Source organism: Bradyrhizobium sp. AZCC 1588, from assembly GCF_036924735.1.
Taxonomy (GTDB): Bacteria; Pseudomonadota; Alphaproteobacteria; order Rhizobiales; family Xanthobacteraceae; genus Bradyrhizobium.
The window spans coordinates 3,846,609-3,860,746 of the sequence record NZ_JAZHSC010000001.1 but is presented as its reverse complement, the minus strand read 5'-3'; the positions used below and the strand labels follow the sequence as shown (position 1 = coordinate 3,860,746).

The window sequence follows — 14,138 nt, the reverse complement described above, 5'->3', positions numbered from 1 at the left end:
CCGGCAGCCGGCCTCAATACCTCGCGGCTTGCCGGATTGACGCCGGGACCTCGGTGATGGGCCGTTGCTTGCTGTCGGTTGCCACGGTCGTGGCGGGTTCATGCGCCAGCTTGCGTGATGAATCGTGACTGACGAATACGCCTGCAGCCGTGAGCATCAGCACGACATAAAAGGCGAACATACCGCCGACCAATTTCCAATAAATCTGGCGGGCCCTGGGGGTAAGGCTTTCAAGTAATCGGCGCATGGTTACCTCCTCATCAGGAAACCTAATAGGCTGCGTATAGCCCTCACGCCCGACGCGGTGTGTGACGCACTTCACAGATGTCGATTTGTAATGGGGAAGCCGTGACCGGAGCCGAACTGAAGAAACTTCGTGAGCATCTCGGTGAGGCCATCGGCCAGCCGCTGTCGGTGGCCGACATGGCCAAGCTCTGCGGGTTGCCGGCCGCGGATGGCGCCGACACCATCCGTAAATGGGAGATCACCGGTCCGACCGGGCCGGTGGCGGAGCTGTTGCGCATCCTTGCGATGGCCAGCGACCACTACCCGATCCTCGAAATGTTCAACGTGTTCGACCGCCACGACGTGCCGGCGAAAGATCGCCCGGCGCGGCGGCAAGCCTTCCGCGAGCAGATGCGCAGCGACGTGCGTCGCCGCATTGGTTAAGCAAAGCTTGCCTGAGACTTGCGGAGCTAGCGAAAATTAAGCCTTTCGTTACCTTTGATTAGGCCTTCATTAAGTACAGAAAACGTTTGTCTGCCAATGGGTTGGGTTACCACCCGCTGTCACCCGGGAGTGACAGCATTTTAGATAAAAGCTGTCTATGTGCGTGGCGATGGATGACGCCCCGCACGAGGGTGTCGCCGAACGGTTTTCGGAGACCAACACAATGAAAAAGATCCTCGCCGCCCTCGTGGCCTTCGCTGCCCTCACCGCCGCCGCACCCGCCCTTGGCGCCGACCTCGGCGCAGGCCGCTATTACAACAAGGCGCCTGCCTATGCGGCACCGATCTACAATTGGACCGGCTTCTATATCGGCGGCCATCTCGGCGGCGCCTTCAGCGGCAGCCACGACTTCAACGGCGCGGTGCTGAGTGACTCCAGCGCCCGACTGCTCGGTGGCGTTCAGGCCGGCCTCGATTGGCAGTTCGCGCCGAACTGGGTGCTCGGCACCGAGGGCCAGTATTCCTGGCTCGGCAAGAACAACCTCACCGCCACCTTCCCCGGCGGCTACGTCTACACCAATGATCAGCGCGGTCTCGGCTCGGTCACCGCCCGCATCGGCTACACCTGGGGTCCGGGCCTGCTCTACGTCAAAGGCGGCTACGCCTACTCCGACAACCGCGAGAGGCTGACGCTCGCCGGCGCGCCGATCCCCTTCCTGCTCGATGGCAACCACAGCCATGGCTACACCGTCGGCGCCGGCGTCGAGTACATGTTCGCCCCGAACTGGGCGGTCAAAGGCGAGTACATGTATTACGACTTCGGCAGCAGCCGCTTCGTTTCCCCTGCGGCGCTGGCGCCGTTCGGAAGCTTCCACAATGACGACCACACGCTGAAGCTCGGCGTCAATTATCGCTTCAACTTCGCGAGCCCCGTGGTGGCGCGCTACTGAGCGCTTTCAACTAAGAATTACAGAAGGCCGGCTTTCACGCCGGCCTTTTTTGTTTTGGTTCTGCGTCCCACATTTTCCGGTTCACGGAAAAATCCAGCACAGCAAGCTGCCTGCCGCTAAAATTATGGCGAAAAAAGTGCCGTTTTTCCAAACTTGTTAACCGGGTATCGCGATACTGCCGCCCGAAACATCCCAAGGTAGCGTGGACGGGGCAGCGGGCAGATGGCGTTATTCAAATCGGGGACCAAGGGTATTCGCTTCGGCGTCAGGGGCAGTCTGTTTGCCGCCTTCGCCGTGATCGCCGGTATGGCGATCATCATCTCTGCCGGCGCCGGACTGATGCTCGGGCGGCTTGGCGGGACCATGGTGGACTTAAGCGGACGGGATATTCCCCGCCTCGCCGCCAGCCTTCAGCTCTCGGCGCAGAGCGCGAGCCTCGCCAGCCAGGGGCCGGCGCTGCTGGCTGCGCGCAGCGAGCAGGCGCTGAACGATCGCACCATGAAAATGAAGGAGACCCAGACTGTCGCGCTGCAGAAGCTCGGCGTGATCGTCGAACTCGGCGCCGACAAGGCGGTCGTTGCCGCGCTCAACGAGAACATGAAGAGCATCGATGACGTGATCAAGAGCCTCGGCGCGGCCGCGCGCGAGCGGCTCGAACTGGCCGCCCAGCACGAAAAACTATACGAATCGGTGCGCAAGGCTCAACGGCGCTTCATTGCCGCCGCCGGCCCTGCCGCGATCGACGCCCAGACCGAACTCTACAGCATCTACGCCGCCCCTAACTTCTCGCAGGCCGACGCCATCAAGGCCCACAGGACGGCCGACCAGCTCGCCGACATCGCCGCCAGCGGCAATCTGATGGCGTTCGACATGATCGCCGCGTTGTCGGCCACCAGCGGCGATACGTTGGAGGCCATCGGGAGGGAATTCCGCACCGCGCAGGCGCGCGTGAAGTCGAATGTCGAGAAGCTGCCCACGACCACGGCGATGAATGTCGTCCGCAAAGCGACCCTGGACTTGCTGGCGCTTGCCGACGGCAAGACCGGCGTCTTCAAGGTCCGCCAGCAGGAGCTTGACGCGGATGATTTCGGCCAGACCATTCTGGAGGAAACCCGCAAGCTCAACGTCGGCCTCGGCATCAGCGTGCAGCAATTGGTCGATGGCGTGCAGAAAGAAACCGACGCTGCGGCCTGGCAGGCGCGTCAGGAGATCTCGTTCGGGACCATGGTCATGCTCGCGCTCGGCGTGGCGACGCTGGTCGGTTCGATCCTGTTCGTCTGGCTCTATGTCGGCCGCAACATCCTGCGGCGGATCAGCAACCTGCAGCACTCGATGCAGTTGCTGTCCAGCGGCGACCTCGAAACTGAGGTCTATCAGACCCACCAGCAGGACGAGATCGGCGTCATGGCGGATTCGCTGCAGGTGTTCCGCGAGAGCATGATCCAGAGCCGCGCGCTCTCCGCCGAGCAGGACAAGGACCGCGTCGTCAAGTCGGAGCGCGCCTCCCGCATGGAAGCCCGCATCGTCGAGTTTGAGAGCACCGTCCGCACCGCGCTCGACAGCCTGCAGACCGCGGCGGGCTCGATGCAGTCGACCGCGCAAAGCATGTCGGCGACCGCCGATCAGTCCAGCGCGCTGGTGACCGCGGTTGCGACCGCCGCCGAGCAGACCTCGGCGAATGTGCAGACCGTATCGTCGGGTACCGAGGAATTGTCCTCCTCGATCGAGGAGATCGGCCGCCAGGTCATCACCTCGGCGGAGATCGCCCGCAAGGCGGTCGACGACGCCGGTGCGACCGATGCCACCATGCAGGGGCTTGCGGATAACGCGGCGCGGATCAGCGTGGTCGTCGACCTGATCCAGACCATCGCCTCGCAGACCAACCTTTTGGCGCTGAATGCGACCATCGAAGCGGCACGCGCCGGCGATGCCGGCCGCGGCTTTGCCGTGGTCGCCTCCGAGGTGAAGAGCCTCGCCAACCAGACCGCGAAGGCCACCGACGAGATCCGCCAGCAGATCGTCAGCATGCAGACGGTGACGGAGACCGCGGTTTCCGCGATCCGCAACATCAGCACAACGATCAGCGAGATCAACGAGGTGACCACCGCGATCGCGGCCGCGGTCGAGGAGCAGGGTGCGGCGACGCGCGAAATCGCGCGCAACATCCAGCATGCCGCGGGCGGCACCAGCGAAGTCTCCAGCAACATCGTCGGCGTCTCCAGCGCCTCGGCACAAGCCGGAACCGCCGCCGGCCAGGTGCTGACCGCCTCCGACGCGCTGCGCCGCGAGGCCGACGTGCTGCGCGAGGAGATCGACGCGTTCCTGTCGAATATCAGGGCGGCGTAGTCGCCCCACGCTCGTCATTCCGGGGCTATGCGAAGCATAGAACCCGGAATCTCGAGATTCCGGGTCTGGTCCTTCGGACCATCCCGGAATGACAGGCAGCCCGTTTTTCGGCTAGCGCGGCGCCGCCTCTACCGCTAAGCCGGTAGCATGCATTCGAAAACCGACACGGTGCAGTCCTCGGCTGAGGCACTGCGGTACCCCTTCGAAAGCCACCCGGGCCACGATCAGGTCGTCGAGGTGGTGCCCGGCGTGCTCTGGGTCCGGCTCAAGCTGCCGTTCCGGCTCAACCACGTGAACATCTACCTGCTAGCCGATGGCGATGGCTGGGCGATGGTCGATTCCGGCTTCGGTAATGAGGAATCCATTGCAGCCTGGACCACCCTGTTCGAGGGCCCGCTGCGGCATGTGAAGATCACCCGGCTGATCGTCACCCATTCGCATCCCGATCACGTCGGTCTTGCCGGGTGGATCGTCGAGCGCTTCGACTGTCCGTTGCAGATGTCGCAGGTCGAATACCTGCAATCGGTCTATCACCAGAATCGCGGCACCGAGGAGCGGCGCAACGCGCAGCGGTTGTTCTTCCGCCGCCACGGCATGGACGAGGGTCTGACCGACAGACTGCTCGGCCGCGGCCAGGACTATCTTAAGCGCGTCTCGGTGCTGCCGCCGTCCTACCGCCGCATCTCGCATGGCGACGAGGTCGTGATCGGCACCCGCCGCTTCAAGGTGATCACCGGCGGCGGACACGCGCTCGACCAGGTGATGCTGTACTGCGCCGCCGACAAATTATTCCTCTCCGCCGATCAGGTGCTGAGCAAGATTTCGCCGAACGTCAGCGTCTGGGCGGTCGAGCCCGACCAGAACTCGCTCGGCGAGTATCTCGCCTCACTCGCCAGCCTCACCACCACCCTGCCCTATGACGTCATGGTGCTGCCCGGCCACGGCGTGCCGTTTTACGGGCTGAAGACCCGCATCAAACAGCTCGCCGACCACCACGAGGATCGCTGCCGGCTGATCGCGGAAGCCTGCCGCGAAGTGCCGCAGACCTCGAAGGAGCTGGTGCCGGTCGTCTTCCACAAGCATGTACTGGACGAGCACCAGATGGGCTTTGCCGCCGGCGAACTGGTCGCCCACGTCAATTACATGCTGGTCGAGGGCCGCCTGACATCAGAGGTGAGCGACGGCGTGTTGCGGTTCCGCACTACTTGACGCGCGAGCGCCGGGCGTTCCCCGGATGCTGCGCAGCGCGACAGCGGTGCGCTGCTAATCCGGGGTCCATAGCGGCCGGTGGGTCCCGGCTCTGCGCCGCGTCACTGCGTGCCGCGACGCGTCCGGGACACGAGACCCCGCGACAGCGAACGGTCGCCTAGCGCGTTGATCCGGATCAACATTTGCTCCGGCTAAGTAGCATTCCGGAGGGGTGCCGAAATGTGGGAATTCGCATAGACATCAAAGCTGGAAAGGCTCTAAAAAGGCCCCACGCCAATACGGCCGGTTCCGTTCCAGGTCTTGTGATGGATTACAGCAAATTTTTCCACGCCGCCCTCAACCGCCTGCATGACGAGCGGCGCTACCGCGTTTTCGCCGACCTCGAGCGGATCGCGGGCCGTTTCCCGCATGCGGTCTGGCACTCGCCGAAGGGCAGGCGCGATGTCGTGATCTGGTGCTCCAACGACTATCTCGGCATGGGCCAGCACCCGAAAGTAGTCGGCGCCATGGTCGAAACCGCGACCCGCGTCGGCACCGGCGCCGGCGGCACCCGCAACATCGCCGGCACCCATCATCCGCTGGTGCAGCTCGAGCAGGAGCTGGCCGACCTGCATGGCAAGCAGGCCTCGCTCTTGTTCACCTCGGGCTACGTCTCGAACCAGACCGGCATTTCGACGATCGCAAAGCTCATTCCGAACTGCCTCATTCTATCTGACGCGCTGAACCACAATTCGATGATCGAGGGCGTCCGCCAGGCCGGCTGCGAGCGCCAGATCTTCCGGCACAACGACCTCGCCCATCTCGAGGAACTCTTGATCGCTGCGGGCCCCGACCGGCCCAAGCTGATCGCCTGCGAGAGCCTTTATTCGATGGACGGCGACGTCGCGCCGCTTTCCAAAATCTGTGATCTCGCCGAGAAATACGGCGCCATGACCTATGTCGACGAGGTCCATGCGGTCGGCATGTACGGCCCGCGCGGCGGCGGCATCGCCGAGCGCGACGGCGTCATGCACCGCATCGACGTGCTCGAAGGCACGCTCGCCAAGGCGTTCGGCTGCCTCGGCGGCTATATCGCCGGCAATGCCGAGATCATCGACGCGGTTCGCTCCTACGCGCCGGGGTTCATCTTCACCACCGCGCTGCCGCCGGCGATCTGCTCGGCCGCGACGGCTGCGATCCGGCATTTGAAGACCTCGAACTGGGAGCGCGAGCGCCACCAGGACCGCGCCGCCCGGGTCAAGGCGATCCTCAATGCTGCCGGGCTGCCCGTGATGTCGAGCGACACCCACATCGTGCCGCTGTTCGTCGGCGATCCCGAGAAGTGCAAGCAGGCCTCCGACATCCTCCTGGAAGAGCACGGCATCTACATCCAGCCGATCAACTATCCGACGGTCGCCAAGGGCACCGAGCGGCTGCGGATCACGCCCTCGCCCTACCACGATGACGGCCTGATCGATCGGCTCGCGGAAGCGCTGCTGCAGGTCTGGGAACGCCTCGGGCTGCCCGTGAGGCAGAAATCGCTGGCGGCCGAGTAACCCTACCCTCCTGATCCCTTCGAATTGGGCCGGTGGCGCCGTGCGCTGCCGGCCCAAAGCGTCTATATTCACCTCTTCCGGCCATGGCGTTTACGTCCGGCTGGCGTGACGAACACACGTCCGCAATCCAAGCGCCGGGATAGGGAGACCCGAGAGCGATGCTGCACGACTGGGGCGTAATCGCCACCGCGTTCGCCTATATCGGACTGCTGTTCGTCGTCGCGAGCTACGGCGACCGCCTGTCGCCGAGCCAGCGCGGCCGCGCCAGCATGCTGATCTATCCGCTGTCGCTGGCAATCTACTGCACCTCCTGGACCTTCTTCGGTTCGGTCGGCTTCGCCACCCGCACCAGCGTCGACTTCCTCGCGATCTATGTCGGGCCGATCCTGATGATCGGGCTTTGCACGCCGCTGCTGCGGCGCGTGATTCAGCTCGCCAAGTCGCAGAACATCACCTCGATCGCCGACTTCATCGCGGCGCGCTACGGCAAGAGCCAGGCGGTCGCCGCCACCGTGGCGGTCATCGCGATCGTGGGCTCGGTGCCCTACATCGCGCTGCAGCTCAAGGCGGTGGCCTCGTCGCTGGAAACGATCCTGACCGAGGACAAGCTGTTCTCGTCGATCCCGCTGATCGGCGACATCGCGCTTGTCGTCACCTTGGCGATGGCGGCATTCGCGGTGCTGTTCGGCACCCGCCAGACCGACGCCACCGAGCACCAGCACGGCCTGATGCTGGCGATCGCCACCGAGTCCATCGTCAAGCTGGTGGCCTTTATCGCCGCTGGCGCTTTCGTCACCTTCTGGATGTTCACGCCCGTCGAACTGATCGAGCGGGCGATGAAGACACCGGAGGCAGTGCGCGCCATCAGCTACGTGCCGTCGATCGGCAATTTCCTGACCATGACGCTGTTGTCGTTTTGCGCGATCATGCTGCTGCCGCGGCAGTTCCATGTCAGCGTGGTCGAGAATTCCAGTCTCGAGGAGGTCAATCGCGCCCGCTGGCTGTTTCCGCTCTATCTGATCGCCATCAACCTGTTCGTGATCCCGATCGCGATCGCAGGCCTCGTCACCTTCCCGTTCGGCGCCGTCGACAGCGACATGTATGTGCTGGCGCTGCCGATCGAGGCCAATTCCGCGCTGCTCAGCATCGCCGTGTTCGTCGGCGGCCTGTCGGCCGCGACCGCGATGGTGATCGTCGAATGCGTCGCGCTCTCCATCATGGTCTCCAACGACATCGTGCTGCCGATGGTGCTGAAGGGAAGTCCCGGGGCGCGCTACGGCAGCAAGGATTTCGGCGACTTCCTGCTCAAGATTAGGCGCTTGGCGATCTTCGCCATCATGGTGATGGCGTATTTCTACTACCGCGCGCTCGGCAACACCCAGTTGGCGGCGATCGGCCTGCTGTCGTTCGCGGCGCTGGCGCAACTCGCGCCGGCGTTCTTCGGCGGCCTGCTGTGGCGCCAGGGAACCGCACGCGGGGCGATGGGCGGCATGCTGGTCGGCATCGCCGTGTGGCTCTACACGCTGTTCCTGCCGAGTTTCCTGGAGGGCAGTACGGCCGGCCTTCTGTTGCTGCAGCAGGGACCGTTCGGCATCACAGCACTACGTCCGCAAGCACTGCTCGGCACCGAGCTGCCGCCGCTGATGCATGGCGTGTTCTGGTCGCTCGCGCTCAACATCCTGACCTATGTTGTGATGTCGCTCGCGCGCCAGCCGTCCTCGATCGAACGGCTGCAGGCGGACCTGTTCGTGCCGAACACGCTGGCGCCGATCGCCCCGACGTTCCGGCGCTGGCGCACGACCGTGACCGTGCAGGACATCCAGAGCACGGTGGCGCAATATCTCGGCCCCGAGCGCGCGGCCCAGGCCTTCGAGACCTTTGCGGCCGGTCATCCCGGCAACCTCGATCCGGCGGCACCTGCCGATTTCGAGTTGCTGCAATACGCCGAGCGCCTGATCGCCTCCTCGATCGGCGCGGCCTCCTCGCGCCTCGTGATGTCGCTTCTCTTGCGCAAGCGCACCGTCTCCGCCAAGGCCGCGTTGAAGCTGCTCGACGATTCGCACGCCGCGCTGCATTTCAACCGCGAGATCCTGCAGACCGCGCTCAACCATGTGCGCCAGGGCATCGCGGTGTTCGACGCCGATCTGCAACTGATCTGCTCGAACCGCCAGTTTGACGAAATTCTTGCGCTGCCGCCGCACCTCGTGCAGTTCGGCATTCCCTTGCAGGAAATCCTCGAATTCATGGGCGCGGTCAGCGCATCCGGCGCCGGCGATCCCGATACGCTATTGGCGCGGCGGCTGGAGGCCTACACCACCGAGGGCGAGCCCTATCTGGAGCGCCTGGCCGATCGCCATATGGTGATCGAGGTCCGCTCCAACCGGATGCCGGGCGGCGGCCTCGTCATCACCTTCTCCGACGTGACCCCGAGCTTCGAGGCCGCCGAGGCGCTGGAGCGCGCCAATGCGACGCTGGAAAAGCGCGTGCGCGACCGCACCGAGGAACTCACCCGCCTGAACTCCGAACTGGCTCAGGCCAAGAGCACCGCCGAGGACGCCAACATCTCGAAGACCCGGTTCCTCGCCGCAGCCAGCCACGACATCCTGCAGCCGCTCAACGCGGCGCGGCTCTACGTCACGAGCCTCGTCGAGCGGCAGAACGGCGGCGAGGACTCCCGCCTGGTCGAAAACATCGACGACTCGCTGGAGGCGATCGAGGAGATCCTCGGCGCGCTGCTGGACATCTCGCGGCTCGATGCGGGGGCAATGACGACCTCGATCTCAAGCTTCAAGATGGCCGACCTGATGCGCTCGCTGGAGATCGAGTTTGCGCCGATCGCCCGCGCCAAGGGGCTGGAGCTGACCTTCGTCCCCTGCTCGCTGCCGGTGCAATCCGACCGCTCGCTGCTGCGGCGGCTGTTGCAGAATTTCATCTCGAATGCCATCAAATACACCCCGCGCGGGCGCGTGCTGGTCGGCTGCCGCCGCCATGGCCAATCCCTGCAGATCGCCGTCTACGATACCGGCGTCGGCATTCCCGTGATGAAGCGCGGCGAGATTTTCAAGGAATTCCACCGCCTCGAGCAGGGCGCACGGATCGCCCGCGGCCTCGGTCTCGGCCTATCGATCGTCGAGCGGCTGGCGCGCGTACTCAACCACGGCATCGCGATCGACGCCAACGTCAGCGGCGGCTCGGTATTTTCGGTGACCGTGCCGGTCGCCAAGGCGGTCAACTACACCCACGCCGTCACCAGCGCGACGCCGCTTTCCAAGATGCCGATGAGTGGCGCCTTGATCGTCTGCATCGAGAACGATCCGGCGATTCTCGACGGCATGAAGACATTGCTGACGGCCTGGAACGCCGAGGTGATCGCGGTGGCTGACCCGGAAGCCGCGATCGCTGCGATCGAATCGTCCGGCCACAGCGTGACCGGCCTTCTGGTCGACTATCATCTCGACCGAGGCAACGGCGTTGCCGCGATCCGCGAGATCCGCCGCCGTTTCGGCGAGAACATTCCCGCGATCCTGATCACGGCCGATCGCAGCCCCAACGTCCGCGCTGCCGCGCGCGAGGAAGACGTCGCGATCCTCAACAAGCCGGTCAAGCCAGCCTCGCTCCGCGCCCTGCTCGGCCAGTGGCGCGCGCAACAGTTGGTGGCGGCGGAGTAGCCGTCCACTTCTTTTCGATGTTCGCGATCGGCAGGATGGCGAGGCCAACTCAGGGTTTGCGCAAGGCGCGCAAGCGCAGCCCGGTCAGGAAGGCGAGCATCGCCGACACGGCAAAGCTCGCCGGCACCCAGAAGGCGGTGCGCGCCATTCCCTCATCCGGAATTGCAGCCGATAGTCCGCTGGCATTCGCTATCAGCCCTGCTATTGCCGCGCCGAATGCAAAGCCCATCTGCTGGACCGTGGGGACCGACGATGCCGCGACTACCTCGTTGCCCGCCTTTGCGCTGTCCATAATCCGGTGCGCGACGAAGGGCCAACATTGGCCGATGCCCGCACCCAGCATGGCGATTGCCGGGACCAGCAGGAATGCCGAGACCGTAGCGTCAGGCACGAGAAGCCCGATGGCCATCAGGCTCAGTCCCATGGTTGCCGGCCCGGTCAACATCAATCGATCCGGCCAGCGTACCGACGCCCCGGCGGTTGCAAGCGAGGCAATGGTCCACGCCAGCGAGGCGCTGGCGACGGCAAAGCCGGCCGAGAGCGGATCGAAGCCATGCAACTGCTGCAGGAACATGGGCACGTAGATCTGAAGCGGGCTGAAGGTGATGCAGAGCAGCAGCGCAAGCCATAGCCCGACACCCGTTTGTGTGCGCCATGAAAACGCGTCGCTCGGCAGCAGGCGGGTCATCGACAAACGGTCGAGCCGCAACATCGCCGCGAGCGAGACGATAGCCGCGACGATCAGCCCCGATTTTGCAAGCGGTGTCACAACGACAGATGCGGCGGACGTTGCAGTAATCGCAAGGCAGATCAGAGCGACCCGTCCGGCGGGCACGCGCAGGGGTGACGTTCTACGGGCCGTCACCGACGGTAAGATGAAGAAGGCGCTTATTGCCAGGGCAACGGCGATAAGCGCGGCCGCGACAAAGGCACTGCGCCAGCTACCAAAATGGGCGAACACCCCGCCGACGAGGGGGCCGATCAGGACCGACATACTCCAACTGGTCGACATCAGTGCAATCGTCCGTGACCAGGCCGACTCCGGAAACGTTCCGCGGACCAGCACATAGGCGACGGCAGCCTCCAGGCCGCCGCCGAATCCCTGAATGAGCCTGCCGACAACGATCCAGCCCATCGCCGGGGCCAATGCGCAAAGCAACGCGCCGAAGCCGAATATCGTTACCCCCGCGCAATAGGCTGTCCGGGAGCCAACTGCGGTCGCAAGCACGCCAGCACAACTTGCCGCGACGATAGAGGAGGCAAGATAGGCGGTGGTCGGCCAACTCAACATTGCGACGCCACCGAGTTCACCAACGATGGATGGCAGCACGGTCGTCAGCATCAACACGTTCATGGATTGCAGCAGCACCCCGCCGAGCAGGATAGCGAGTATCGGAATCCGTTCCGGTTTGAAGAGCGATCGCCATCCCTCCCGGATTGAGTCCTGCTCCATGTCGGCGGCCTCCCTCCGGACGAACGCGCTGGGAGTTGCCAGCAATAGACAGCCGGGTTATTTTAGATAGCATTTTGTTTCTAAAATAGGCACGTGAGTCAAGACCAAGACCGCAGTCAGGATCGCATCCTGTTTCACCTGAAGACGCGCGGACCGCAGGTCGCCGCCGACGTCGGCTCGCGCCTTGACATGACCCCGGCCGGCGCGCGCCAGCATCTCCTCAAGCTTGAAGCAGCAGGCTTGGTAGAGAGCGAGGACCAACGCGAAGGGCGCGGGCGGCCAAGCAAATACTGGCGGTTGACGCAGCGCGGCCACGAGCGGTTCCCCGACCGTCACTCCGATCTGACCCTGGATTTATTGCAATCCATGCGCGACGTCTTTGGAGACGAGGGCCGGGAAAGGCTGATCGAGCACCGCGAGCGTGCGACCGTCGCCAGCTACCGCAAAGTCGTCGGGGCGCAAGGTTCGCTTCGTCAAAAGCTGGCGGCCCTCGCACGGATTCGAAGCCGTGAAGGCTACATGGCGAGCGTGGCCAAAGACACCCGAGACAGCTTTCTATTGATCGAAAACCACTGCCCGATTTGCGCGGCAGCGACCGCTTGCCAAGGTCTCTGTCGTTCGGAACTTGCGGTCTTCCGCGCGGTACTGGGGACCGACGTGACCGTTGAGCGCATCGATCATATTCTCGCTGGCGCTCGTCGCTGCGCGTACCGGATCACGCGGCGGCAGCCACGATGAGCGCATGCGACGGCTACCGCGCGGACCGCTCAGCCTTCGAGACGGCCGCGTGGCGGCCTCCTCAGGTGACGGTGATAGAAAGACCTCCTAGCCGCCATCGGCTGGGCGAACGTTCGCTGGCCGTCACCAGTTCATCGTCTTGCCGACCAGTCTGATCAGTTCGAGGTCGTCAAAGCTTTCGGCCGTGCAGACCGCACCCGCAGCGACCAGATCGTCATGGCCAAGGCTCGTCCGTATTCCAATCGTCGCGATACCGGCCGCCGAAGCGGATTGAACGCCGGACCGGGAATCCTCGAATGCGAGCGACCGGCCGGGCGCGGCGCCGGCTGCGCGCAAACCCTCCAGATACGGCATGGGGTGTGGCTTTCCGTGCGCAAGCTCGTCGCCGATTATGACAGCCTTGAACCGATGCATGATGCCAAGTCCCATGAGCATCATTTCGGCGTTGAGCCGGGGCGCGTTCGTCACCGCCACCATGGAAATACCGGTGCGATCCGCGCGGTCAAGTAACCGCATCAGGCCCGGCAATGGCTGAATTTGCCCCGAAGCAAGCTTGCGGAAGGTTTCTTCCTTCTCTGCGATAATGGCCACCTGACGCTCCGGCGAATGGCCCGGCAAAAATCGCTCGCTGATGGAAGCATTGGAAAAACCCATCAGCTCTTTCGAGGCGCGCTCGCGATCGAAAATGTGACCATGAGGACCAAATACCTGGTTGAACGCTTCCAGATGGAGCGCATCCGTATCAGCCAGCGTGCCGTCGATGTCGAACAGCAGCGCCCGTCCCGACCCAGCCATACACGATCACCCCGTCGGCGTGCCTTGGCGCCACTGGCCGCCGGAGATTTTCGCCGCCGCGATCACGGCCTGCGTCCGGCTTTCGACACCGAGCTTCTGCAGAATCGCCGAGACATGCGCCTTGATGGTCGCTTCGGAGACGCCGAGCTCATAGGCGATCTGCTTGTTGAGCAGGCCCTCCGACAGCATCATCAGCACCCGCACCTGCTGCGGGGTCAGCGTCACCAGGCGGTCGCGCAGCCGCGTCATGTCGGGGTCGGTGGCCGAGGAGAGATCGGTGTCCGGCGGCACCCAGACGTCGCCCTCCATCACCTTCATGATGGCGTCGCGCAGCGTCTCGACGCCGAAGCGCTTGGGGATGAAGCCGGAGGCGCCGAAATCGAGCGACCGCCGGATCGTGCCTGCATCGTCGCTCGCCGACACGATCACCACCGGGATCGCCGGATATTGCGCCCGCAGGTAGATCAGCCCTGAGAAGCCCGAAATCCCCGGCATTGTGAGATCGAGCAAGATCAGGTCGACGTCGGAATCGCGCTCGAGCAGCGCAGTGAGTTCGTCGAACGTGCCGGCTTCGCTGATGGCGGCCGATGCCACGACACTGGCAACCGCCTGCCGCAGAGCGTCGCGAAAGAGCGGATGGTCATCGGCGATGACGAGGTGGGTATTGGCAGCAGCGATCATCTGTTCCGGGCGCCGACAAGAGGTCGGGAAAGCATGCAAGTCGTTGCTGATTGACAGCAATTTTATTGTCCACTGTCGGGAAGCGACTTGCAAGG

Annotated in this window: 11 protein-coding genes; 7 read left to right on the top strand and 4 right to left on the bottom strand. The window is 64.1% G+C overall.

Features of this window, described 5'->3' with window-relative positions:
• Positions 1-13: 13 nt before the first annotated feature.
• Positions 14-247 carry a hypothetical protein gene (locus tag V1277_RS18115; RefSeq protein WP_334417491.1) on the bottom strand — a complete coding sequence of 78 codons (234 nt, stop codon included), beginning with the start codon at positions 245-247 and terminating at the stop codon, positions 14-16.
• A gap of 101 nt (positions 248-348) precedes the next feature.
• On the opposite strand from V1277_RS18115, the gene V1277_RS18110 reads away from it, so the two are divergent.
• The 6 genes from V1277_RS18110 to V1277_RS18085 all read left to right on the top strand — a co-directional run bounded on the left by V1277_RS18110 (position 349) and on the right by V1277_RS18085 (position 10,376).
• Positions 349-669 carry a helix-turn-helix domain-containing protein gene (locus V1277_RS18110; protein WP_334417490.1) on the top strand — a complete coding sequence of 107 codons (321 nt, stop codon included), beginning with the start codon at positions 349-351 and terminating at the stop codon, positions 667-669.
• A gap of 223 nt (positions 670-892) precedes the next feature.
• On the top strand, positions 893-1,618 hold the full coding sequence (locus V1277_RS18105) for an outer membrane protein (protein WP_334417489.1): 726 nt from the start codon (positions 893-895) through the stop codon (positions 1,616-1,618).
• Positions 1,619-1,840: 222 nt separating this feature from the next.
• Positions 1,841-3,964 (top strand): methyl-accepting chemotaxis protein, encoded by a 2,124-nt coding sequence (locus tag V1277_RS18100; RefSeq protein ID WP_334417488.1) that lies wholly within the window; start codon positions 1,841-1,843, stop codon positions 3,962-3,964.
• A 147-nt stretch (positions 3,965-4,111) separates the two neighbouring features.
• Positions 4,112-5,173 (top strand): MBL fold metallo-hydrolase, encoded by a 1,062-nt coding sequence (locus V1277_RS18095; protein WP_334417487.1) that lies wholly within the window; start codon positions 4,112-4,114, stop codon positions 5,171-5,173.
• A gap of 305 nt (positions 5,174-5,478) precedes the next feature.
• A complete protein-coding gene (gene hemA / locus V1277_RS18090; protein WP_334417486.1) occupies positions 5,479-6,708 on the top strand; it encodes a 5-aminolevulinate synthase in 1,230 nt (409 codons plus the stop codon).
• Positions 6,709-6,866: 158 nt separating this feature from the next.
• Positions 6,867-10,376, top strand: coding sequence for a hybrid sensor histidine kinase/response regulator (locus tag V1277_RS18085; protein WP_334417485.1), 3,510 nt, complete (start codon positions 6,867-6,869; stop codon positions 10,374-10,376).
• A 49-nt stretch (positions 10,377-10,425) separates the two neighbouring features.
• Here V1277_RS18085 and V1277_RS18080 read toward each other — a convergent pair whose 3' ends face one another.
• Positions 10,426-11,829, bottom strand: coding sequence for an MFS transporter (locus tag V1277_RS18080; protein WP_334417484.1), 1,404 nt, complete (start codon positions 11,827-11,829; stop codon positions 10,426-10,428).
• A gap of 93 nt (positions 11,830-11,922) precedes the next feature.
• Between V1277_RS18080 and V1277_RS18075 the strand changes: the two genes are divergently transcribed.
• Positions 11,923-12,567 (top strand): helix-turn-helix transcriptional regulator, encoded by a 645-nt coding sequence (locus tag V1277_RS18075; RefSeq protein WP_334417483.1) that lies wholly within the window; start codon positions 11,923-11,925, stop codon positions 12,565-12,567.
• Positions 12,568-12,690: 123 nt separating this feature from the next.
• Here V1277_RS18075 and V1277_RS18070 read toward each other — a convergent pair whose 3' ends face one another.
• Entirely contained in the window at positions 12,691-13,362 is a 672-nt protein-coding gene (locus V1277_RS18070; protein WP_334417482.1) for an HAD family hydrolase, read from the bottom strand.
• A 6-nt stretch (positions 13,363-13,368) separates the two neighbouring features.
• Positions 13,369-14,040, bottom strand: coding sequence for a response regulator (locus tag V1277_RS18065; protein ID WP_161856257.1), 672 nt, complete (start codon positions 14,038-14,040; stop codon positions 13,369-13,371).
• Between the last annotated feature and the right edge of the window lie 98 nt (positions 14,041-14,138).

Bases quoted from the DNA above. Each gene is read 5' to 3' on its own strand.
- hemA (WP_334417486.1), top strand. From the start codon at position 5,479: ATGGATTACAGCAAATTTTTCCACGCCGCCCTCAACCGCCTGCATGAC.
- V1277_RS18085 (WP_334417485.1), top strand. From the start codon at position 6,867: ATGCTGCACGACTGGGGCGTAATCGCCACCGCGTTCGCCTATATCGGA.
- V1277_RS18115 (WP_334417491.1), bottom strand. From the start codon at position 247: ATGCGCCGATTACTTGAAAGCCTTACCCCCAGGGCCCGCCAGATTTAT.
- V1277_RS18095 (WP_334417487.1), top strand. From the start codon at position 4,112: ATGCATTCGAAAACCGACACGGTGCAGTCCTCGGCTGAGGCACTGCGG.
- V1277_RS18105 (WP_334417489.1), top strand. From the start codon at position 893: ATGAAAAAGATCCTCGCCGCCCTCGTGGCCTTCGCTGCCCTCACCGCC.
- V1277_RS18080 (WP_334417484.1), bottom strand. From the start codon at position 11,829: ATGGAGCAGGACTCAATCCGGGAGGGATGGCGATCGCTCTTCAAACCG.
- V1277_RS18100 (WP_334417488.1), top strand. From the start codon at position 1,841: ATGGCGTTATTCAAATCGGGGACCAAGGGTATTCGCTTCGGCGTCAGG.
- V1277_RS18070 (WP_334417482.1), bottom strand. From the start codon at position 13,362: ATGGCTGGGTCGGGACGGGCGCTGCTGTTCGACATCGACGGCACGCTG.